General features: G+C 44.1%; 20 protein-coding genes. 9 read left to right on the forward strand and 11 right to left on the reverse strand.

Annotated elements, in window-relative coordinates; all coding sequences use genetic code 11:
* Window positions 1-2: 2 nt before the first annotated feature.
* The 9 genes from FK220_RS12415 to FK220_RS12455 form a co-directional block, all read right to left on the reverse strand.
* On the reverse strand, window positions 3-2,024 hold the full coding sequence (locus FK220_RS12415; protein WP_152574648.1) for a VWA domain-containing protein: 2,022 nt from the start codon (window positions 2,022-2,024) through the stop codon (window positions 3-5).
* Window positions 2,025-2,185: 161 nt separating this feature from the next.
* Window positions 2,186-2,932, reverse strand: coding sequence for a 3-oxoacyl-[acyl-carrier-protein] reductase (gene fabG / locus FK220_RS12420; RefSeq protein WP_152574649.1), 747 nt, complete (start codon window positions 2,930-2,932; stop codon window positions 2,186-2,188).
* A gap of 154 nt (window positions 2,933-3,086) precedes the next feature.
* The gene (sucD, locus tag FK220_RS12425) at window positions 3,087-3,959 is read right to left on the reverse strand and encodes a succinate--CoA ligase subunit alpha (protein WP_152574650.1); all 873 of its coding nucleotides are present in this window, start codon (window positions 3,957-3,959) and stop codon (window positions 3,087-3,089) included.
* Window positions 3,960-4,060: 101 nt separating this feature from the next.
* Complete coding sequence (locus FK220_RS12430) at window positions 4,061-4,993, reverse strand: UDP-3-O-(3-hydroxymyristoyl)glucosamine N-acyltransferase (protein WP_152574651.1); 933 nt, start codon at window positions 4,991-4,993, stop codon at window positions 4,061-4,063.
* A gap of 49 nt (window positions 4,994-5,042) precedes the next feature.
* On the reverse strand, window positions 5,043-5,609 hold the full coding sequence (gene efp / locus FK220_RS12435; RefSeq protein ID WP_152574652.1) for an elongation factor P: 567 nt from the start codon (window positions 5,607-5,609) through the stop codon (window positions 5,043-5,045).
* A gap of 103 nt (window positions 5,610-5,712) precedes the next feature.
* Window positions 5,713-6,498, reverse strand: a complete 786-nt coding sequence (gene lpxA, locus FK220_RS12440) for an acyl-ACP--UDP-N-acetylglucosamine O-acyltransferase (RefSeq protein WP_152574653.1) — start codon at window positions 6,496-6,498, stop codon at window positions 5,713-5,715.
* 1 nt (window position 6,499) lies between these two features.
* Window positions 6,500-7,900, reverse strand: a complete 1,401-nt coding sequence (locus tag FK220_RS12445; protein WP_152574654.1) for a bifunctional UDP-3-O-[3-hydroxymyristoyl] N-acetylglucosamine deacetylase/3-hydroxyacyl-ACP dehydratase — start codon at window positions 7,898-7,900, stop codon at window positions 6,500-6,502.
* A complete protein-coding gene (gene lpxD, locus FK220_RS12450) occupies window positions 7,893-8,918 on the reverse strand; it encodes a UDP-3-O-(3-hydroxymyristoyl)glucosamine N-acyltransferase (RefSeq protein WP_152574655.1) in 1,026 nt (341 codons plus the stop codon). Before lpxD ends, FK220_RS12445 begins: the two co-directional genes overlap by 8 nt.
* A 56-nt stretch (window positions 8,919-8,974) precedes the next feature.
* Complete coding sequence (locus tag FK220_RS12455) at window positions 8,975-10,204, reverse strand: HD domain-containing protein (protein WP_238719001.1); 1,230 nt, start codon at window positions 10,202-10,204, stop codon at window positions 8,975-8,977.
* A gap of 152 nt (window positions 10,205-10,356) precedes the next feature.
* Here FK220_RS12455 and porX point away from each other — a divergent pair, with 152 nt between their 5' ends.
* Window positions 10,357-11,901, forward strand: coding sequence for a T9SS response regulator signal transducer PorX (gene porX, locus FK220_RS12460; protein ID WP_152574657.1), 1,545 nt, complete (start codon window positions 10,357-10,359; stop codon window positions 11,899-11,901).
* Between the two features lie 165 nt (window positions 11,902-12,066).
* Here porX and FK220_RS12465 read toward each other — a convergent pair whose 3' ends face one another.
* Together FK220_RS12465 and FK220_RS12470 are read right to left on the reverse strand one after the other, a co-directional pair.
* Window positions 12,067-12,306 (reverse strand): hypothetical protein, encoded by a 240-nt coding sequence (locus tag FK220_RS12465; protein ID WP_152574658.1) that lies wholly within the window; start codon window positions 12,304-12,306, stop codon window positions 12,067-12,069.
* Between the two features lie 170 nt (window positions 12,307-12,476).
* Window positions 12,477-13,256, reverse strand: a complete 780-nt coding sequence (locus tag FK220_RS12470) for an SOS response-associated peptidase (RefSeq protein ID WP_152574659.1) — start codon at window positions 13,254-13,256, stop codon at window positions 12,477-12,479.
* A 106-nt stretch (window positions 13,257-13,362) separates the two neighbouring features.
* Here FK220_RS12470 and FK220_RS12475 point away from each other — a divergent pair, with 106 nt between their 5' ends.
* The 8 genes from FK220_RS12475 to FK220_RS12510 all read left to right on the forward strand — a co-directional run bounded on the left by FK220_RS12475 (window position 13,363) and on the right by FK220_RS12510 (window position 20,338).
* Window positions 13,363-13,659 carry a hypothetical protein gene (locus FK220_RS12475; protein ID WP_152574660.1) on the forward strand — a complete coding sequence of 99 codons (297 nt, stop codon included), beginning with the start codon at window positions 13,363-13,365 and terminating at the stop codon, window positions 13,657-13,659.
* A 198-nt stretch (window positions 13,660-13,857) separates the two neighbouring features.
* Window positions 13,858-14,271 (forward strand): tRNA (adenosine(37)-N6)-threonylcarbamoyltransferase complex ATPase subunit type 1 TsaE, encoded by a 414-nt coding sequence (tsaE, locus tag FK220_RS12480; RefSeq protein WP_152574661.1) that lies wholly within the window; start codon window positions 13,858-13,860, stop codon window positions 14,269-14,271.
* A 258-nt stretch (window positions 14,272-14,529) separates the two neighbouring features.
* Complete coding sequence (locus FK220_RS12485) at window positions 14,530-14,679, forward strand: hypothetical protein (protein WP_166204902.1); 150 nt, start codon at window positions 14,530-14,532, stop codon at window positions 14,677-14,679.
* Window positions 14,680-15,051: 372 nt separating this feature from the next.
* The gene (locus tag FK220_RS20060) at window positions 15,052-15,420 is read left to right on the forward strand and encodes a hypothetical protein (RefSeq protein ID WP_238719002.1); all 369 of its coding nucleotides are present in this window, start codon (window positions 15,052-15,054) and stop codon (window positions 15,418-15,420) included.
* A 412-nt stretch (window positions 15,421-15,832) separates the two neighbouring features.
* Complete coding sequence (locus tag FK220_RS12495) at window positions 15,833-16,411, forward strand: hypothetical protein (RefSeq protein ID WP_152574662.1); 579 nt, start codon at window positions 15,833-15,835, stop codon at window positions 16,409-16,411.
* A 373-nt stretch (window positions 16,412-16,784) separates the two neighbouring features.
* Complete coding sequence (locus FK220_RS12500) at window positions 16,785-17,537, forward strand: hypothetical protein (protein WP_152574663.1); 753 nt, start codon at window positions 16,785-16,787, stop codon at window positions 17,535-17,537.
* 13 nt (window positions 17,538-17,550) lie between these two features.
* Complete coding sequence (locus tag FK220_RS12505) at window positions 17,551-18,567, forward strand: hypothetical protein (RefSeq protein ID WP_152574664.1); 1,017 nt, start codon at window positions 17,551-17,553, stop codon at window positions 18,565-18,567.
* A 214-nt stretch (window positions 18,568-18,781) separates the two neighbouring features.
* Window positions 18,782-20,338, forward strand: a complete 1,557-nt coding sequence (locus FK220_RS12510) for an IS1182 family transposase (RefSeq protein WP_238719003.1) — start codon at window positions 18,782-18,784, stop codon at window positions 20,336-20,338.
* Window positions 20,339-20,349: the final 11 nt, after the last annotated feature.

Here is a 20,349-nt window from a genome sequence, read left to right on the forward strand (position 1 = left end):
CTTTAAATTAGTCCGTTATATTTTCTGATAAACCACTCCAATGCGAGAGCGGAAGCTATAATTCCCAATACCAATCGAAAATCTATCAAAGATACGACATTTTGTTCGCTTTTCTGGATGGGAACAAACCGTTCGGAGGTCACTAAATCCTGAATAAGCCCATTTGTCTGCGACGGAAAATAAAGGGTACCGGAACTGTTTTCCGCCAAGCGACCCAACTTTTCAAAATTGCTTGACAAGAGTTGCTGCTCCACATCAAAATCCAATATGGTGAAACTTCCTGATTTCGAAAGGTTTTCGTTGGCGACTTTCGCCGTGAAGCTAAATTCTCCCGCGGGCAAATCACTTAGGTCCGCGACATAATACCCCCCTTTTAACAGCATCGGGAGCGATTTCGATTGTCCGGAATTTTTATTACGTACCTGCACATTGATCGAGGCATTGGCATCAAAGACAAAGGCTTCATCGAAATAGGTGGCGGTTAGCTTGGCGGTATTACTTCCCTCATAAACGGTTTCGTAATCGACCGTGAACCGCGCTTTGGGCTTATTAGTGGCCAAATACAGCATTAGTTTGCCCATCAGTTCATCGAAGTTGCTAAAATCTTGCTGGTTTCGATAGCTCTGCATACGCCACTTCCACAGGTTTTCACCAAAAAGAATGGCTTCGCGCTCCGAATCCGTCCCCAGAACGGCCAAAAGGGGCTCGTCCAAATCAATTCCCTTTATTCGTTGTCCTACCAAGACCTCATGGGGTTTACTGATAATGATATCTCCTAGATTCGCTTCCAACGGAGGGAAGTCTTCCATATCAAAGTCGGCGATGTTGAAAATGGAAAATCCCGTATTCAAGGTAGGTGCTACTTCCTCCACCTGCTCGTAGCTATTCTTGGTAAAACTATTTTGAACCGCGTTTAAGAAGTCCCAATCGGTTTTTGGTCCGGTTATGGTAAATGTATTTAGCTTTTTTTGTTGAACGTAGTTGTAGATTGCCCGAAATGAAGCGGTGGGTTGATACAGGATGAACAGGTCGATCTCTTCCAACCCCTTCAGGTCGGTATTCGGCTTTTTGATGCTAACCGCTCGCTGTTCATTGCTCTCAATACTTTTTTTTAGCATCCCGATATCGGGATGTAACAAATCTGAAATAATGGCAATATTCGTTTTTTCATCGATGACTTCTATCGCAGTGGTCCTTTGGTTGTTGGTGGTGTTGCGTTCGTTTTCAATGGAAGCGACCGATACCCTTATATTTTTGATGCCGACGGAATTGGCATCCAACAAGGTACTGATGACACGGGTTCGAGAGGTGCTTGACAACCGGATGTTCTCCGCATAGACCGATTCTCCGTTCACCAGAATCGATACTCGAGTGGAAACGGTGCCCTCCCCTTCGTAGTTTACAAACACTTCCAAAGGATATTTGTTATTGAGGAAAGCGTATTTGTTCACATTGAGTTGCCCTACGCGAACATCCTCATAACGGGTAGTATCACCCACTACCAAGGGATAAATCGGAGTTTCTTGACCTTTTACGTAGAACTCATAGTCCTCACCCAATGTCTGGTTGCCATCGGTCACTAAAACGACGGCGTTATTCGTTTCACCATAGATGGTCCGGGCAGCTTTCAAGGCTTGGGCAATATTCGTATTCTTCTCCTGAAAATCAAGACTGTCATGTACATTCAAGGTTTTTCCAAAGCTATGGTAATGAAGGTTGTATTTTTCGGATAACCCTGAATTTTCCTTGATAGCCTGCATCACCGATGGAATGTTCGCCTCCCGGGTCGAAGTGGAATTATCGGCCAGAACCAACAAATTGGGTTTCTCAATGGCATAGGTGTTTTTGGCAAACTTGGGATTGATAAGCAATAAAAACGCACCAAACCAGGCAAGGAACCGCAAAAACGACAGCATTAGCCCCAGCCTACCCATCTTTTTAGATCGATTACGATACTGAAACAATACGAGCCCTACTGCTACAACAGCGGATAGGATGATTAAAAGAACGGTTCGGGTATCCATGACAGCACCTCTTGTGGAAAGATTATCAAGTTAAGAAGTATTCCGTTTCCAATGTCTTTTTTGAAAGCATTCGCCGAATCCGAGGATGTCATCAAACATAGTCTTATCATCATAAAAAGCCCTTCAAACCAACTGGGAAATACCCCCGGTAGGGTTCCCCCTTAGGTGAGCATACCCCCGTCGACATTGAGTACCTGCCCCGTAATATAGTCGGATAGATCGGAAGCTAGAAAAAGACAGGCATTGGCAACATCTTCCGGTTTTCCGCCCCGCTTTAAGGGAATGCCATCGCGCCACCCCTGCACCACTTTTTCGTCCAATTTGTCCGTCATCTCGGTTTCAATAAAGCCCGGTGCAATTGCATTGCAGCGGATATTTCTGGAGCCCAGTTCCAGGGCGACCGACTTGGTAAAACCGATCATCCCGGCTTTGGAGGCCGCATAGTTGGCTTGGCCGGCATTGCCCTTTACCCCGACCACACTACTCATGTTGATGATTGATCCCTTTCGTTGTTTCAATAATGTGCGCTGGACCGCCTTGGTCATATTGAAAACGGACTTCAAATTTATTTCGATGACACTGTCGAAATCTTCCTCACCCATGCGCATCAATAGATTATCCTTTGTAATCCCGGCATTGTTAATGAGTACATCGATACCACCAAAGTCCTCCAAAACCTGTTCCACCAGTTTTTCGGACTCCTCAAAGCTGGCCGCATTGCTTTTGTACGCTTTGGCCTTGACTCCTTTGGCAATCAACCCTTTTTCCAATTCCAGGGCCGGTGCCTCGCTGGAACTATAGGTAAACGCCACATTCGCGCCGTGGTCGGCGAACACTTCCGCAATACCTCTTCCGATACCGCGACTTGCCCCCGTGATGATTACATTTTTTCCTTCCAATAATTTCATACCATGTCTCTTTGGTTGGTTTTTACTTGTTTTAAACACCTTTGGTAATAACCCATCTACTGCGGAGGGATAAAACAAAATCCATCGGTTTAAAAGTAAGACCGATGGATTAAACTTTACGGATTATTTGATAAACTTTAACACCGGCGGTTAATTATCCCATCACTTCCTTGACTTTCTTCCCGATCTCTGCAGGAGAATCGACCACGTGAATCCCGTGTTCCCGCATAATCTTCTTTTTCGCCTGTGCTGTATCATCGCTACCACCTACAATAGCACCGGCATGGCCCATGGTTCTTCCTGCGGGAGCGGTTTCCCCCGCGATAAAACCGACCACGGGTTTTTTGCTGCCACTTGCCTTGTACCATTTGGCGGCATCCGCTTCGAGCTGACCGCCGATCTCACCGATCATCACCACACATTCCGTCTCGGGATCATTGATCAATAATTCAACTGCCTCCTTGGTAGTAGTGCCAATAATGGGATCGCCCCCTATTCCGATGGCGGTGGTAATTCCCAACCCTTGGCGCACTACCTGATCGGCCGCTTCATAGGTCAAGGTACCCGATTTGGATACGATACCTACATTTCCCTTTTTAAAGACAAAGCCCGGCATGATGCCCACCTTGGCCTCTTCCGGCGTGATAACGCCTGGACAGTTAGGGCCTACCAAACGGCAGTCCCTATCTTTTACATAGTTGGCAGCCTTCACCATATCGGCCACAGGGATACCTTCCGTAATGGTGATGATGACCTTAATCCCAGCGCTGGCGGCTTCCATGATGGCGTCTGCCGCGAAGGCGGGTGGTACAAAAATGATACTGGTATCGGCACCAACCTTTTCCACGGCCTCTTCAACCGTATTGAAAACCGGTTTCCCCAAATGCTCCTGTCCACCTTTTCCGGGTGTTACCCCACCGACAATATTGGTACCGTATTCGATCATCTGTTCGGCATGAAAGGTACCTTCGCTACCCGTGAAACCTTGTACAATTATTTTGGAATTCTTGTTGACTAGTACACTCATTTTGGAAGTTATTCTTTTTGGATTAATAGGTATTCTAGATTCTATTTACTGATGCTGCGCAAAAATATAGGTTTGGGAATGATTTCTAAAGTAATCGCCCTTTATTCTTCCAACCTTTTTAAGATATCCGGTATCTTTTTGACATAGGCCAACTGTTTCAATTTTTCCCGGGATTCCTCTATAGGGGTTCCAAAATAACTTTTTCCCCCTTCAACCGACTTGGTGACCCCGGTTTGTCCCATGATGACCGCTTTCTTGCCGATAGTAATACCGCTATTCGTGCCGACCTGGCCCCACAGCGTTACCTCGTCCTCTATAACGACGCAGCCCGCAATACCGGTCTGGGAGGCAATCAAGCACTTCTCGCCAATTACGGTATCATGGCCCACGTGTACCTGATTATCGAGCTTGGTCCCTCTCTTAATGGTCGTGTCACCGGTAACGCCTTTGTCGATCGTACAGAGCGCACCGATTTCCACATGGTCTTCAAGCACGACCCTTCCCCCCGAAATGAGTTTGTCAAATCCCTCGGGGCGGTTCTTGTAATAAAACGCGTCTCCTCCCAATACGGTACCGGAATGGATGACCACGTTGTTTCCGATGACGCAATGATCGTAAATGGTCACATTGGCATGTATCAAACAGTCGTCACCGATAGATACATTGTTTCCAATAAATGTATTTGGCTGTATAATAGTGTTCTGTCCTACCTTAGCTGAAGCGGAAATTAATCCATCTGCTTTCGCAAAGGGCATGAAAAAGTTGGTGAGTTTGTTGAAGTCGTTGAATGGATCGTCGGAGATCAACAACGCCTTTCCGTCGGGGCACTCCACTTCTTTGTTGATTAAAACCACGGTCGCTTTGGAAGCCAATGCCTTGCCGTAATACTTCGGATGGTCTACAAAAACGATATCCCCCGGTTCCACCACGTGGATCTCGTTCATTCCTAGAACAGGAAAATCATCGGCGCCCACATAGGGGGCATCGATCAAGGCGGCTATTTGTTTGAGGGAATATGGCGTTGGGAATTTCACGTTCGCTTGCAGGTTATCGGGCTTGTTTTTTCACTGACTTTTTTGGGTATTATTCCTTGACCCTTTCCATGTACGAGCCACTTGAGGTATCGATTTTGATCTTGTCGCCCTCGTTGATAAATAAGGGGACATTGACCTCGGCACCCGTTTCCACTTTTGCAGGCTTTGTAGCATTCGTCGCCGTATTGCCTTTTACACCGGGTTCCGTGTAGGTGACTTCCAGCACCACACTGGCAGGCATATCCACGGATAAGGGCATATTATCCTCGGTATTGAACATGATGGTCACCACTTCCCCTTCTTTCAAAAGGCCGGGAGCATCCAACGCACTTTCCTGTAACGTGATCTGATTGTAATCGTCGGTATTCATGAAGTGATAGGTCTCGCCATCCGCATAGAGGTATTGATAGGAACGGGTCTCGACGCGCACATCCTCTATCTTATGCCCCGCGGAAAAGGTATTGTCCAATACCTTGCCGCTTGTAACGCTTTTCAACTTTGTACGGACGAAAGCAGGACCCTTCCCCGGTTTTACGTGTAAAAATTCGATAATTTTATAAATGTCGTTGTTGTGACGAATGCACAATCCTTTTCTAATATCCGATGTTGTTGCCATTTTTAAATTGTTAGTAGTTTGGCGTTTAAAGTATGTTTTCGATTTCCAGTCGGTCCCGCTATGCTTGAACCGATCTTCGCTGCGAACTTCGCATTTGCCTTTTTTACGTATTGCTGAAATACCCTTTCATGATACCACGTTGGGAATCCCTTATGAATTGAAGGATTTCGTCCCGCTCGGGGGTGGCTTCCATTTCGGCCTCTATAATCTGTACGGCCTGTGTATTGTTGTAGTGTTTCTGATAAAGGATGCGGTAGATATTCTGTATCTCCCGGATTTTTTCAGACTCAAAGCCCCTTCGGCGCAGGCCTACTGAATTGATTCCCACGTAGGATAACGGCTCCCTGGCGGCCTTCACATAGGGAGGCACATCTTTCCTCACCAACGAACCTCCCGTAACGAACGCGTGCTGCCCCACCGAAACAAACTGATGCACGGCGACCAGACCTGCCAATATCACGTTGTCGCCAATGGTGACATGGCCCGCCAGGGTAGAATTATTGGAAAAGATACAATTGTCGCCCACCAAACAATCGTGTGCCACATGGCAATAGGCCATGATCAGACAGTTCTTGCCGATCACGGTTTTGTTTCGATCCTTGGTACCTTTATGAATGGTGGCACATTCCCGAATGGTGGTTCCATTGCCGATGGTTACGGTCGTTTCCTCCCCATCGTATTTTAAATCCTGAGGGGGGGCCGAGATGACGGCACCTGGAAAAATATTACAATTCTTCCCAATCCTGGCTCCTTCCATGATGGTTACATTGGAACCGATCCAGGTACCATCGCCAATGGTAACATTATTATGGATCGTCGTGAAGGGCTCCACAACGACATTTTTAGCAATTTTTGCGCCCGGATGAATATACGCCAGGGGTTGATTCATACTACGTTCTTTTTACGATTTGTGCCATCATTTCCGCCTCCGAAACCAATTTGTCGTTTGCATAGGCGTAGGCCTGCATATGGCAGATACCCCTTCGAATAGGGGAAATCAGGTCACATTTAAAAATTAGGGTATCACCCGGGACCACTTGTCGCTTGAATTTTACCTTATCTATTTTCATGAACAATGTCAGATAGTTTTCCGGGTCCGGCACGGTGCTCAGCACGAGGATACCTCCTGTCTGGGCCATGGCTTCTACCTGTAATACCCCTGGCATTACCGGTGCCCCGGGAAAATGCCCCACGAAGAACGGTTCGTTCATGGTCACATTTTTCATCCCCACCACATGGGAGTCCGAAAGTTCCAATACCCGATCAATCAGCAGAAACGGAGGGCGGTGCGGCAACATGGCCATAATTTTATGGATATCCATCAAAGGAGGCTGGCTCAAATCGAATTTGGGCACACTGTTGCGCTTTTCTACCTTTATTTTTTTTGATAACTTTTTGGCAAACTGGGTGTTTACGAAATGACCGGGTTTATTGGCGATCACCTTCCCGCGAAGCGGTGTGCCTATCAGCGCCAAATCCCCAATGACATCCAAAAGCTTATGCCTGGCCGCCTCATTGGGCTGATGCAGTGTCAGGTTATCCAAAATTCCGTTGGGCTTAACCGACAATTTTTCCTTGCCAAAAGCCTTCTCCAACTTTTTCATGGTTTCCTCGGAAATCTCCTTATCCACATATACAATGGCGTTATTGAGGTCTCCCCCTTTAATGAGGCCATTTTCCAACAGCATTTCCAGTTCGTGCAAAAAACTAAAGGTTCGGGCGTCCGATATTTCTTTCTTAAAATCGCTCATACGCTCCAAGGTCGCATTCTGGGTACCCAATACCTTGGTGCCAAAATCGACCATGGTGGTCACCTGGTATTCGTCTGCCGGAATGATGGTGATCTCACTTCCCGTTTCATCATCCTTATAGCTGATGACCTCCTGCACAACGTATTCGTCACGTGAAGCTTCCTGTTCCACGGCACCGACAATTTCCAGGGCCTCCACGAAGTATTTGGCGGAACCATCCATAATCGGTGGCTCGGGCGAATCAAGTTCGATCATCACATTGTCGATACCCATCCCCACCAAGGCTGCCAGTACGTGCTCCGACGTCTGGATCTTCACCCCGTTTTTCTCCAAATTGGTACCTCTTTGTGTGTTCACCACATAATTGGCATCGGCTTCGATTACGGGCTCACCTTCCAAATCGACCCGCTTAAATTTGTATCCGTGGTTTTCCGGTGCGGGCACGAACTTCATGGTAACGTCCTCTCCGGTATGAAGGCCTACTCCTTTAAGAATGACCTCTTTTGCGATGGTCCGCTGTTTTGTTGCTGGGTTACTCACTGTCTAGCTTTTTTTCCAGTTCGTTGATTCTATTCGTGATTTTCGGTAAGTTTTTAAAATGGACGTAGGATTTATTGTAATCGCCATAATTCAAAGCGGGCGAACCTTGCAGGACCTCATCGTCTTTCACATTTCTACCGATACCCGATTGCGCCTGTATCTTTACGCGATCGCCGATGGTGATGTGTCCTACGATGCCTACCTGACCGCCGATCATGCATTGTTTCCCGATTTTGGTAGAGCCCGCTACCCCCGTCTGGGCGGCGATGACGGTATGTTCCCCGATTTCGACATTGTGGGCGATCTGTATCTGATTGTCCAACTTCACCCCTTTTCTTAGAATGGTCGACCCTAGGGTAGCCCGGTCGATCGTGGTTCCCGCGCCGATATCCACATTGTCTTCCAGCACCACGTTCCCCGTTTGGGGTATCTTCTTGAACTCTCCATTTTTGTTCGGGGCAAAGCCAAATCCATCCGCGCCTACAACGGCACCGCTGTGGATCACACAATTGTTACCGATGACGGTTTCCGAATATATCTTGGCCCCCGCAAAAACAATCACATTGTTCCCCATGACCACATTATCGCCCACATAGGCATTGGGATATATCTTCACATGATCGCCCAGGCGCACATTGTGCCCCAAATAGGAAAAAGCGCCCAGGTACAGACCTTCCCCGTGGGTAGCCGAATCGGACTTATAGACCGGGTTTTCTATTCCCTCCTTATTATTCTTGACCTGATTGTAATATTCCAGGAGTTTGGAAAAAGACTCGTAGGCATCGTCGACCTTGATCAAGGCCGTTTCCAAATGCTGCTCAGGAACAAAATCCTTATTTACGATGGTGATCGAGGCCTTGGTGGTATAGATGTGCGAGGTATATTTGGGGTTCGCCAAAAACGTCAACGACCCCTTTACCCCCTCCTCGATTTTGGCCAGTTTATGAACGGCAATGTCTGGATTTCCCTCCAGTTCGCCTTCTAAAATTCCTGCAATTTGGCCGGCTGTAAAAATCATGGGAACAAAAGTAACAAAAATTGTCGTAGTCTAAGACCTGTTATGAGGAAGCCGCATCAGGTATCTTCCTTGGGATAGCACATATAATATTTGGTAACCGTTTTGGAAAGTGTCTTCAGATTCAGATGGTCCGAGGCTTTGGCCACGTCGACCAACTTCCCATTGCCCTTCAAAATGTTAATATTCTGATGGTTCCGGTCGTAGGCCGTATTCTCGATACGGTCGGAAAAAACGAAATAAGCGGTCTCGGCATCGCCCAGCCCATGTTGTTTTTTAAACGTTTCAAAATAACGCGCCAATTTGGTCTCGTCGATGGGCCGGTTTTTAAGGGTGATATTGAGAAGTTTCCGGTCGAGCAACATGGTACAGAGACGCGAAAGCACAAAATCCGGATGGTTCCGCCAGCGTTTGAGGGCCCCTACTATGTCAATATCATCCAAACGGGAAAACCGTTCCAACACCTCTTGGTCGAAATCGGTCTTTGAAACCGTGTGTTCCAGGAAATACAGGAGGGTGTCGCTGCAGCCGACATCCACTCCGGATACCAGGAGTTCCTTGGCCCTTTTAAAGGTGCGGATCAACAATTGTTCGGCCACCAAACTGGTCTTGTGCAGGTATACCTGCCAGTACATGAAACGCCGTGCCATCAGGAATTTCTCGACGGAATAAATCCCTTTTTCCTCGACCACCAATTCCCCGTCGACGACGTTCAGCATGGTAATCAGCCGTTCCGAATTGATATTCCCTTCGGCCACCCCGGTGTAAAAACTATCCCGTTTGAGGTAGTCCATTCGATCCATATCCAATTGGCTCGATACCAGTTGGTTTAAAAAGGCTTTGGGATGTTTGCCGCTGAAAATGGCAATGGCCGTAGTTAAACTTCCGTTAAATTGCCTGTTCAAGGCTTCCATAAAAAAAAGGGAAATAGCCTCGTGTGTGACCCCTTGCACAATACTGTGTTCCATCGCATGGGAGAACGGACCGTGCCCGATATCGTGCAACAGAATTGCGATGAGAAGACCGTCTTCCTCCTCCTTGCTAATTTCAACCCCCTTAAAACGAAGCAGTTGTACGGCCTGCTGCATCAGGTGCATGCTTCCCAGCGCATGATGAAAGCGGGTGTGATGGGCACCGGGAAAGACCAGGTACGAGAGTCCCATTTGCGAAATTCGCCGCAGTCTTTGAAAATAAGGATGACCGATGAGCTCATATACGAGCGGATTCGGAATACTAATAAATCCGTAAATTGGATCATTGAATATTTCGAGTTTTCGGGACGGTGTCAAAATACTGGCATTATCTATGAGGGGACAAAGGTATAAAAGCGAATGGATCGGAACGACTCGAACAAAAGAATAAATCGAAGTAGGCATGCCATATGCCAGGGCGGTAGACCGACCCAAAAGGCATCACCGGCATCCCAACAACAAAAAAAGGAATGAATAAAATACGAATCCTATGGGTCGATGACGAAATCGACCTGTTAAAACCCCACATCCTGTTTTTGGAAGGAAAGAACTACGAGGTACTGCAATGTCGTAGCGGACAGGAAGCCTTGGAAGAACTGGCGGAGCAGCAAGTAGATATCGTCTTTTTGGATGAGAACATGCCCGGTATCTCGGGCCTGGAGACCCTGAACGAAATCAAGGTAATGAATGCCTCGTTACCCGTGGTGATGATTACCAAAAGTGAGGAAGAGTTTATCATGGAAGAGGCCATTGGCTCGAAGATTGCCGATTACCTGATCAAACCCGTGAACCCGAACCAGATTTTGCTTTCGTTGAAGAAAAACCTGGACCATTCCCGTCTGGTCTCCGAAAAAACGACCAGCAATTACCAGCAGGAATTCCGTAAGATCGCTATGGACCTATCTATGGTCAACTCCTACGCGGAGTGGGCCAACCTCTATCGCAAGCTCATTTATTGGGAGCTACGGTTGGAAGAGATCGAAGACCCCAGCATGTTCGAGATCTTGGAGTCCCAAAAGGTAGAGGCCAACTCCCAATTCGGGAAGTTCGTGGAACGCAACTATGCCGACTGGTTCCAGGATGCCGATGCTCCCGTAATGTCACATACCCTGTTCAAGGAAAAAGTATTTCCCGAATTAAAGGAAGGCCCCACCCTGTTAGTGGTTATTGATAACCTACGATACGATCAGTGGTTGGCCTTTGAGGAAACGGTGGGAACTTTTTATAAAAAGGAATCGGAGGAATCCTATTTCAGCATTCTCCCCACGGCGACCCAATATGCCCGGAACGCCATCTTTTCCGGACTCACCCCACTGGATATGGAAAAAAAATATCCCGATTGGTGGAAGAACGATACCGACGAAGGCGGCAAAAACCTTTTTGAGGACAAGTTCCTCGGGGCCCAGATCAAACGGTTGGGGCTGGATATCAAATGGGCCTACCACAAGATCAGTAGCCTCAAACAGGGCAGGCACCTCTCCCAAAATTTCAAATCGCAGAAAGACAACGACCTCACGGTCATCGTCTACAATTTTGTAGATATGCTTTCCCACTCCAAGACCGAGATGGAAGTGATCAAGGAGTTGGCCAGCAACGACAAGGCCTATCGCTCCCTTACCCAAAGCTGGTTCAAGAATTCGCCTTTGTTGGAAATCATACAACAGGCGCAGACGATGGGCCTGCGGTTGATCATCACCACCGACCATGGTACCATTAATGTAAAACACCCCTCGAAGGTCATCGGGGACAAGGAAACCAGTCTCAACCTGCGCTACAAAACCGGGCGTAGCCTTACCTATGAGGAAAAGGATGTGTTGGAGGCCAGGGATCCCAAAAGCATTTACCTGCCTAGCATTAACGTGAGCAGTTCGTTTATTTTTGCCAAGAACGACCTGTTCTTTGCCTACCCCAACAATTATAACCACTATGTGAGCTATTACCGCAATACCTATCAGCACGGTGGGGTCTCGCTGGAAGAGATGATCATCCCCTTTGTGGTATTACGGCCCAAATAAAAGCGTTGAGGATGCCAACGAATTTGACACCGATGCACATAGGGATCGCTTTGTTCGTTTTTAGACGGGACCGCTGCTTGGGGGCTTTAGGGCTGTTAGGAAGTAATCGGAGCGGTTGTAGGCCTGGTTTGGCAATGTTTCACTGATTAACATTTTTAGATTGGGCTAAAACTGTAAAAATTTACTTGGTATATATTTTTCAAGTCTTTTTCCTTGTTGGCATGGGAACATTCCTATTATGCTATTCGAAATAGGACATAATTCAACTTCAACATAGAAATTATGGAGGCTGTATAAGGAATATTTAAAATCAACAGAAACGTAGTTCTGAACATGTTGGCCTTCATCCCAAAGCTCATCCCATTGCTCTTCGCTACTCAATTCTAAATACTCAATAAGTTTCATGATTCTTAGAAATTTTCTTTACTAGGTATGTAACCCAAACTATTACAATTTTTACATTCTCTTATTTTGCTCGGCTCCACAATTAGCCCTGAGTCATCAGCAAATTATAGCTCAATATATCCGGGGCCAATACATTCACTACACAAATTCCATTCAATATCATGAATTGTTCAAAATAATTCTTGTTGGTTTAGCTCTGGATAGACAACTTTTTCATCAATACTATCAATGTTTCCTTTATATTCCTTACCTCTTATTCTGCCAACGGTATGTGCCACCATTTCTTCGGCCGGAAAGGGTTCAAGTAATTCTGCTATGGCATTTTCTACGAGTTCTTCATCATAATCTGAAAGCCATTTATCTTCCAATTCTTCTGGCAATATTACTGGCATCCTCGGTTCCTGTGATGCTGCGGGCTTATTATGTATTTCTTCCATCAAGGAGTTCGCCCTTGTTGTTACAATTGCGAAGGTATGCAAGGTTTCACCTGTTTCCTTATCCTTCCATTCGCGCCATAAACCCCCGAGTGAGAGCGGCTGCCCATCCTTACGATAGATAAAATGAGGGTATTTTTTTCCCTTATAGTCCATATGTTCATAAAACCCGTCAACTTGAATTATACATCGTTTTGACTTAGCTGAGGATTTAAAAGATTTAGTTTCGAACATATCTTCTCCTCTAGCATTTAAAGTTTTATTCCAGGCCTTGTATAATTTTTCCTTATCAAACGCCCAGTAAGGTCCCAATCCCCATTGAGATACCACCGGAACATTTGGACTTTCGTTGGTGTATACCAGTAATTTGGGATGTTTAAAACCGCTCGAATGATATATTGGTAAATCGGTTAATGGTGCAAGCTTTTCTTTAATTTCCCTGATTGCGTGAACATCGCCGTCACGTATTGCCCTATTGAGTTGAGTTTCTAATTGGGCCTTTACATCGTAACACATATTTCTATAAGTTTTGATAATTTCAATTTACCCAAATTTGTGGTTGTGGAAAACTTTTATTTCAATCGGTTTACAAATATATGGTAATATTCCATATTTTTGGATTATGTCCATAAAAAGAACATTGATTGTCTTCCGTAATCAAGACAAAAAGGTCATCCGTCAATTGCTAAAAGAGATAGGTAGGGAACGTTATGAATGCGCTTTAGCAGATGCTGGGCTTATCGAACAACCCCCCATAAGTATGGATGGTTTTTATATCGAGTACGATACTGAAGTTAAAGAGTTTGGATTGTTTTATCGATATCCCTCTCGGTCTTCTTATTTCATAATGTCAGTACTTGGTTATTGGAATATTCCACTTAGTGGTTGGGAGTATGAAAGAAAAGCTAAAGATGGCTAGAATACCTATTTTTGAATTATGAAACTTGATGATAGATATAAGAAAGACTCTCGCTTTTGGTTTTTGAATACCACTTTTGGCATATGGATGTCTCGATTCGCAATCGCAATAATTATTCTTGGGGTGTTTCTTAAGGTCCTAGGTTATATTGACTAAAGGAGTCGACAAAATTTATAGAGCTAATTATTAAGGATAACAGTGGATCAAAAAGTCTATAAGCAAACTTCCATCACCGAGATAGCGCGGGAGGTGCTATCCCAGGCCAATAGCAAGATTCTTTGCTTGCACGGTGAGATGGGCACCGGGAAAACCACCTTGATCAAGGCGATGCTCCAGGTACTCGAGGCGGCAGATGTAGGAACTAGCCCTACATTTGGCATTGTCAATGAATACCATACTACCGATGGGGAGGTATTGGCCTATCATTTTGATTTTTACCGCTTAAACGACGAAACGGAAGCCCTGGATTTTGGATTGGAGGAGTATTTCAACGAAGATACCTGGGTGTTTATCGAATGGCCCGAAAAAATTACCTCGTTCTTGCCGGCCGATGTCACGAATGTATATCTGGAGGTCATCGACGAAACCCGACGTGGTTTGCGGTTGGACTAAAGGTACCCCTTCCCTACTCTTTTGAGCCAAATTCCTTTTTCTTGGATAGCCCCGGACCGTCAATTATAGACAGGCGGGGCAACGTTTCTCCCGGATTTTTATTGCGAAAATGTGGATAATTCCTATAGAATTCGATGAAATGTATATTTTTTCCGTTAAAAGGGGATATTTTAACGTTAAAATGCTTGGTAGTTAGGGTAGATTTCCTACTTTTAACACGAGAAATTAACAAAATTCTAACTAAAAACCCCGATTAAAATGAAAAAATTTGTATTTGGAGTATTGGCCTGCGTTACCCTTTTAGCCGTTTCTTGCGAACCATCAAACACCGCCGAGGAAGATAGCCTGTATGAAACTAATAGTATTGATAAGGCTACCGCTGAAATTGATGGTGGTAGAAGAGGTTAATCCTATTTCATACTAAAAAAATAATATAGGCGTTAGAAATAGCGCCTTTTTTATGCAATAAATCTGCCTAAACTGTAGTTAGAATGTTTAAGTATGGCTGACAAGAAAAGAATTAGAAAAAAATTTATCATTGAAGGACTATTAGCCGTTATTATTACACTAACTCCTTTAATGTTTTATTTCTATAAGTATATCCCCTCAACTTCGGATACTTGGGACTTCCTGTTCTTAACATTCACCAAAAATGGCTATAAGGACGTTTCGACCGCTTTTTATTTTTATCTAGGAAAATTGGTCCCTTTAACCTTACTTATAGTATGGTTTGTAACATGCAAGCAATGGTGGTACCATGCAATTCTAATCCCAATTGCAATGTATGCTTTTCAACTTTACAGCGTTTTTAGTGAAGATGTAAAGAAAATAGATGAAAACGAATTACTTTATCTACTCATGGTCAGTATGGTAGTCATACCCGTAGTTTATTTTATCAGGGTAAAATTAGTAGATAAGTATGTCCATGGTATCGATTTGGAGGCCATGGAAGCGGAACTTGATTCCATCCGGAAAAAACAAGGTCTTAACGGCAAAAAGACGTATGAGAACGAGAATGAACTTGGGGATACCGGCGAAAAAAAATACCGTACCCTTACCGAAAAAATCGAATACGGCCTTTCTACCAACAATCTCGAGCGCCAGTTTAAGAAGCTGCAGCATAGCATGAAGAGTTTGCTGCACCTATAGCCCGCCGGTTTCACCCTTCGGCTCCGCGCGAAGGGGTTTAAGCAAAACATCTCCTCCCCCCCTATCGCTTATTTCCGATCGATTTCTCCTTCGTCCGTTGTCTTTTCTCTTTTTTGATTATGTCTTTTTTCTCTAGTTTTTTTCTCTAGTCTTTTTTCTCTTTTCTCCTCATCAAAACTACAGTTACAGGGTGTTACTTGACCATTCCTAGTTGGTTTATTCGCCGTTGAATGATTCATTATTGGATCATTCGCCTACAACTATATTTTGGGTCACTGTTCAAGTAAGACAACGGAAACCGGTAAGTATGTTGAAGAAAGGTCCTTCAGCAACATACAGGATCTCTTATCTTAGCCTATACTAGATATATGATCAATGATTATATTTCTACGTTGTAAAACAGTTAGAACATTTGAGACGAGTACCTTATTTACTTTTTATGCTATTACTGGCAGCATCCTGCTCGAGCACGTCTAAATTGCCAAGGCCTGAAATACAACCCGAATTTTTATCGTCAAATTTAAATGCAAATGGCATCGTAGCCATTAGTCCAGACTACAAACAATCCTATTTTAGGCGCTTACCTTATTTGTTCGTCAATGAAAGTGAAACTTTTAATGAAATTCAAGGTGATTTTTATAACGTAAAATTCAATGTCGATTCTAACTTAAATATAATGCCAGGTTTTTGGAGTGATTACGGAACCTACCAAAATTCTTTAATAGTTCTTATCGTAATGAGCGGGACATCAACCTTACCAATAAAAGATATACCCATTTCTGTTGTATCAAGTAAACATGGAGTTTTCGAACGGGAGAAATTGATTGGAAATAATCAAATCAATGAGGCACAGCAGCGCGTATTATTTGTAAAAAAGCTGGCATTGACAAATCGATTCGATGTTTTGAATAAAATTAATGATGATGTACTAATTGTGAAGATTGATGGACAGCTTTATAAATTTTTAAACCCTGAAATCAAACTGGATTAAAACGTATTACGGCAAAGCTTCTAATAAAAAGCTAGCCCGGTCTCCAATACATCGACAATATGGTGTTCTGCCTTAAATCATCTTTATTCCTTGTGAAGCCTTCAAAAGCAAGGAAGCCTACAGCCACACTTGGTGCAATAGGCCACCAAACGATGCTAATTCCTAGGGCCTTTGTATTGCAACTAAAAACTCAAAAATTCATATGGCTACCCTGTTGCCATAAGATAAAATATTTAACCAACTAGCGGAAACTTCCTTCAGGGATATCAAAGATCTCTTATATTAGTTCTGTACATAAGTGAGATATAGTTAATAACTATATACAATTGTTGGCAGTAATTAGTAAATGAAGCATATAAAAAAGAAATTCTTGATGTCTAAAGACGTAACCGATGATGGTTATGAATTTATGGTTAATCAAAAACCAACTCAAGAATCAATTAAAAAATTTAAGGCAGGCGACTTTAAAGATTATATACCTCATATTCTGACTGACAAACAAACCTTCATCCAATGTTTTAAATATAACGATGGACAGAAAACATATATAATACCAGAACCAAACCCTATTGTTATATATTTTTCAAATGCTCAAGTGAATTTGGCAGACATAAAGGAAAGTCGAGAAAAACTAATGGAAGCATTAAATTATGGAAAAGGAGACCTTGGGAATGCAATGAATTCATTTTATAATTTCTTCGGACACGTTTCCAATTATGTAACTTCACTTTTTAATTCATTGGAGGCATTTTTGAACCACCAAATTCCTAATGATTTTGAGTATAAACGTGTTTCAAAAAAGAACACAGAAATTTATAATAAAGAGCAAATTCAAAGACAAATTCAATTTGAGGAAAAAATTAAAAAGGTTATTCCCCAAGTAAAAAATAAAAGTTTTCATAGACATCACGCTCACAAGTTTGAAACAATCTTAAGATTTAAAGAGTTTAGAGATGAGATTGTACACACAAAAGTAGACCGAAAGACCGCCCCAAATTATTATAAAGAGTTATTTACTAAATCTCTTGACTTTGATTATCTAAAGACAATTTTTACTGTGAAAGATTATTTGAATTACTATGAGCCTGACTTAATTGTAAAATGTGACTGCGGTGCTGACTATTAAATAACGTGATAATATGATTTGTGCACTTTGTAAAGAAAGAGAAGCTAATAAAAAGAATACACACTATTTAACGGATTCAATTATAAGAACCTGTCTTAATTTGGATGGAGCAAATGAAAGAGAAGCTGGTTTTTATTTCGACGTATCTAACAATACACCATTTGTAGACTTTAATTTTCAGCGTGGAACTTCAATTCCAAAATTGGAAGAGTCATTGGGTAGGCAAGCGACTGAAGAAGAAATTGAAAAAGCCAAGGAAATACCATTTTCAGTAGATTATGTTTTTTGCTCGCAATGTGAAGATATTTTCACAAGTATTGAAACACCTTTTATAGAAACTATTCTTCCACAATTTAGGCAAGTTAATTTGACAGGCACTAACCAAATTGAATTAGCTCAAAATAAAATAGTAAAACTATTTTTTTACTTACAAGTTTGGAGAACTGCCATTTGTGAAGATGTTTATAATTTGAGTGAAGATACAATGGAGAGATTAAGGTTAACAATCCTTAATTCAGATTCAATAGAAAATTGTGATATACCAAATTTTCCATATCACATTACATATTTACAAACGGTTGGAGATGCATCAGCCTATACAAACAATTTTGTTGGCTGTACAAGTGATAGAAATCCGAACATCATTTTTATGAATGATTTTGTAATTCAGTTTTTCGAAGAAACCAATTTGATTAGAACAATAGATTTTTATGGCCTTAACCAAACTAATGATTTAGCACAATTTATTAATGCAGGTAATGAAAGTGTTAATATTAAGGTGTTGCCAAATCAAAGAAGATTGGATTTAGTTGGTCGCATTAATAGAGAGGAAAAAGTTCAAAAATCTATTTCCTATTTTGTAGAAACGTTCGCCAAACAATGGTTTATGATTTTTGGAGGTTTTCCCAACCAATATTTGACTCAAGAATATTTGCAGTTTATCTCGGCTGGAGGATTTGATATTTTAAAATATACTCAAGAAAGCATAGTTGAAAAAACAACTGAATTTATTGATTTAAAATTAAAATAACTACTGCCAACAATGGCTATAAGTAATTGCTTGTTCTTGCCTACTTCTGAATCCCGAGGCATGGGGACTCGCGGATTTTCAGTTTGGTGTGTACTTGCAAAGTTAATCGCTAACCCACGCAACAACTCATAGCCGAGACCGTCAGACTGTCTCAAAACCCTAATATTCCTCCTTCGATCTTGCAGGTCCGTAATTTTGATCCGACCTTTGCGGTATGGAATACCAAAAAGGACAGGACCGCGACCAGCTTACCCTATACACCACCTGTCTCGACGACATGATCGGGCAGGAAAACACCGTTCGCGCCATCGACCGGTTCGTCGATTCGCTGGACATGGGAAAACTTGGGTTCGCCCCGATGCCGGTCCAGGGAAGGCCACCGTACGACCCGGCCGATCTCTTGAAACTATATATCTATGGGTACATGAACCGTATGCGCTCGTCGAGAAGGCTCGAACTGGAATGTTCGCGCAACATCGAGGCCATATGGCTGTTGAAAAGCCTAAGGCCCGACCACAACACCATCGCCCGCTTCAGAAAGGACAATCCCAAGGCGATCAAACGGGTGTTCCGGGCAACGGTGTCCATCGCCAGGAACCATGACCTTATCGGCGCGGCCCTCATCGCCGGGGACTCGACCAAGCTACGGGCACAGAACAGCAAGAAGAACAACTACAACAAGAAGAAGGTGCAGCGGCACCTTGACTACATCGACAAAAAGCTACAAGAGCACAATGCAGAACTGGCCGAGGCCGACGGGGACGAAAAAGAGGGACTCGAAAGGGAGGTACGCTCGCGAAAGGAACAGCGCCGCAAGTACGAAAAGATCGGCAGGGAACTGGACGGGGACACGACGACCGAGAACCCACAGATCTCCACCTCCGACCCCGATAGCCGCCACCAGATCGTCCGGGGCACCATTACAGAGGTGTGCTATACCGCACAGACAACAGTGGATGCCGACCATATGCTCTTGGTCGATTACAAGATCACCAACCAGAACGACAAGAAGGCCATGGGCGGTATGCTCAGAAGGACAAAGGCCATTTTGGGGACCAACGGTTTTACAGCACTATACGATAAAGGGTACCACACCGGAAGCGAGTTCAGGACGGCCTCCGACCTGGGCATCGACACCCTGGTCGCCGTACCCGCCATAGGGCGCAAGAGCCAGGCCCCCGACCCTTCCTATAACGTGGAACATTTCGCATACGACGGGCAGGCCGATACCTATACCTGTCCACAGGGCCACATCCTGAAAAGCAACGGGTCATGGTACAAGGCCCGAAATTACAGGTTCAAACAATACAAGACCACCGCCTGCAAAAGCTGTCCGGCACGCCACCTGTGCACCACCGCGAAACAGAACGGAAAGATCGTCCAGCGAAGCGAGTTCACCCGGTACATCGAAGGGAACGCCGAGAGGGTCGCCGAGCGGCCCAAAATCTACAAAAAACGGCAGGCCCTGGTCGAACATCCCTTCGGCACCATCAAGCGGCAATGGGGCTACGACCACATTGTCACAAAGAAGGGAATCGATAGGGCAAGTGCCGACTTTGGGTTCATAGCGATCGCGTACAACCTGAAAAGGCTGATGAACCTGGGAATCAGGGCCGGAAACCTCGATATGGCGTTTCTTGTGCGCGTAAGGGCCCTAAAATTGGCCGTTGTACGGTTCTTGCAGGTACTAGGACGGGTTTCCGAGATTTCGGGCAGGGAATGCCGAATGCGCCTCCCAAACCGGAACCTGAAAGGATTTGCCTATTTTTAAACGAAATTAAG

The sequence above is a fragment of the Pelagihabitans pacificus genome, assembly GCF_009371985.2.
GTDB classification, from domain to species: Bacteria; Bacteroidota; Bacteroidia; order Flavobacteriales; family Flavobacteriaceae; genus Pelagihabitans; species Pelagihabitans pacificus.

What these genes read in the sequence shown, in the direction of transcription:
- FK220_RS12415 (WP_152574648.1), bottom strand. Translation starts at nt 2,024, where the DNA reads ATGGATACCCGAACCGTTCTTTTAATCATCCTATCCGCTGTTGTAGCA.
- fabG (WP_152574649.1), bottom strand. Translation starts at nt 2,932, where the DNA reads ATGAAATTATTGGAAGGAAAAAATGTAATCATCACGGGGGCAAGTCGC.
- sucD (WP_152574650.1), bottom strand. Translation starts at nt 3,959, where the DNA reads ATGAGTGTACTAGTCAACAAGAATTCCAAAATAATTGTACAAGGTTTC.
- efp (WP_152574652.1), bottom strand. Translation starts at nt 5,609, where the DNA reads ATGGCAACAACATCGGATATTAGAAAAGGATTGTGCATTCGTCACAAC.
- lpxA (WP_152574653.1), bottom strand. Translation starts at nt 6,498, where the DNA reads ATGAATCAACCCCTGGCGTATATTCATCCGGGCGCAAAAATTGCTAAA.
- lpxD (WP_152574655.1), bottom strand. Translation starts at nt 8,918, where the DNA reads ATGATTTTTACAGCCGGCCAAATTGCAGGAATTTTAGAAGGCGAACTG.
- porX (WP_152574657.1), top strand. Translation starts at nt 10,357, where the DNA reads ATGAATAAAATACGAATCCTATGGGTCGATGACGAAATCGACCTGTTA.
- FK220_RS12465 (WP_152574658.1), bottom strand. Translation starts at nt 12,306, where the DNA reads ATGAAACTTATTGAGTATTTAGAATTGAGTAGCGAAGAGCAATGGGAT.
- FK220_RS12470 (WP_152574659.1), bottom strand. Translation starts at nt 13,256, where the DNA reads ATGTGTTACGATGTAAAGGCCCAATTAGAAACTCAACTCAATAGGGCA.
- FK220_RS12475 (WP_152574660.1), top strand. Translation starts at nt 13,363, where the DNA reads ATGTCCATAAAAAGAACATTGATTGTCTTCCGTAATCAAGACAAAAAG.
- FK220_RS12485 (WP_166204902.1), top strand. Translation starts at nt 14,530, where the DNA reads ATGAAAAAATTTGTATTTGGAGTATTGGCCTGCGTTACCCTTTTAGCC.
- FK220_RS20060 (WP_238719002.1), top strand. Translation starts at nt 15,052, where the DNA reads ATGTATGCTTTTCAACTTTACAGCGTTTTTAGTGAAGATGTAAAGAAA.
- FK220_RS12500 (WP_152574663.1), top strand. Translation starts at nt 16,785, where the DNA reads ATGTCTAAAGACGTAACCGATGATGGTTATGAATTTATGGTTAATCAA.
- FK220_RS12505 (WP_152574664.1), top strand. Translation starts at nt 17,551, where the DNA reads ATGATTTGTGCACTTTGTAAAGAAAGAGAAGCTAATAAAAAGAATACA.
- FK220_RS12510 (WP_238719003.1), top strand. Translation starts at nt 18,782, where the DNA reads ATGGAATACCAAAAAGGACAGGACCGCGACCAGCTTACCCTATACACC.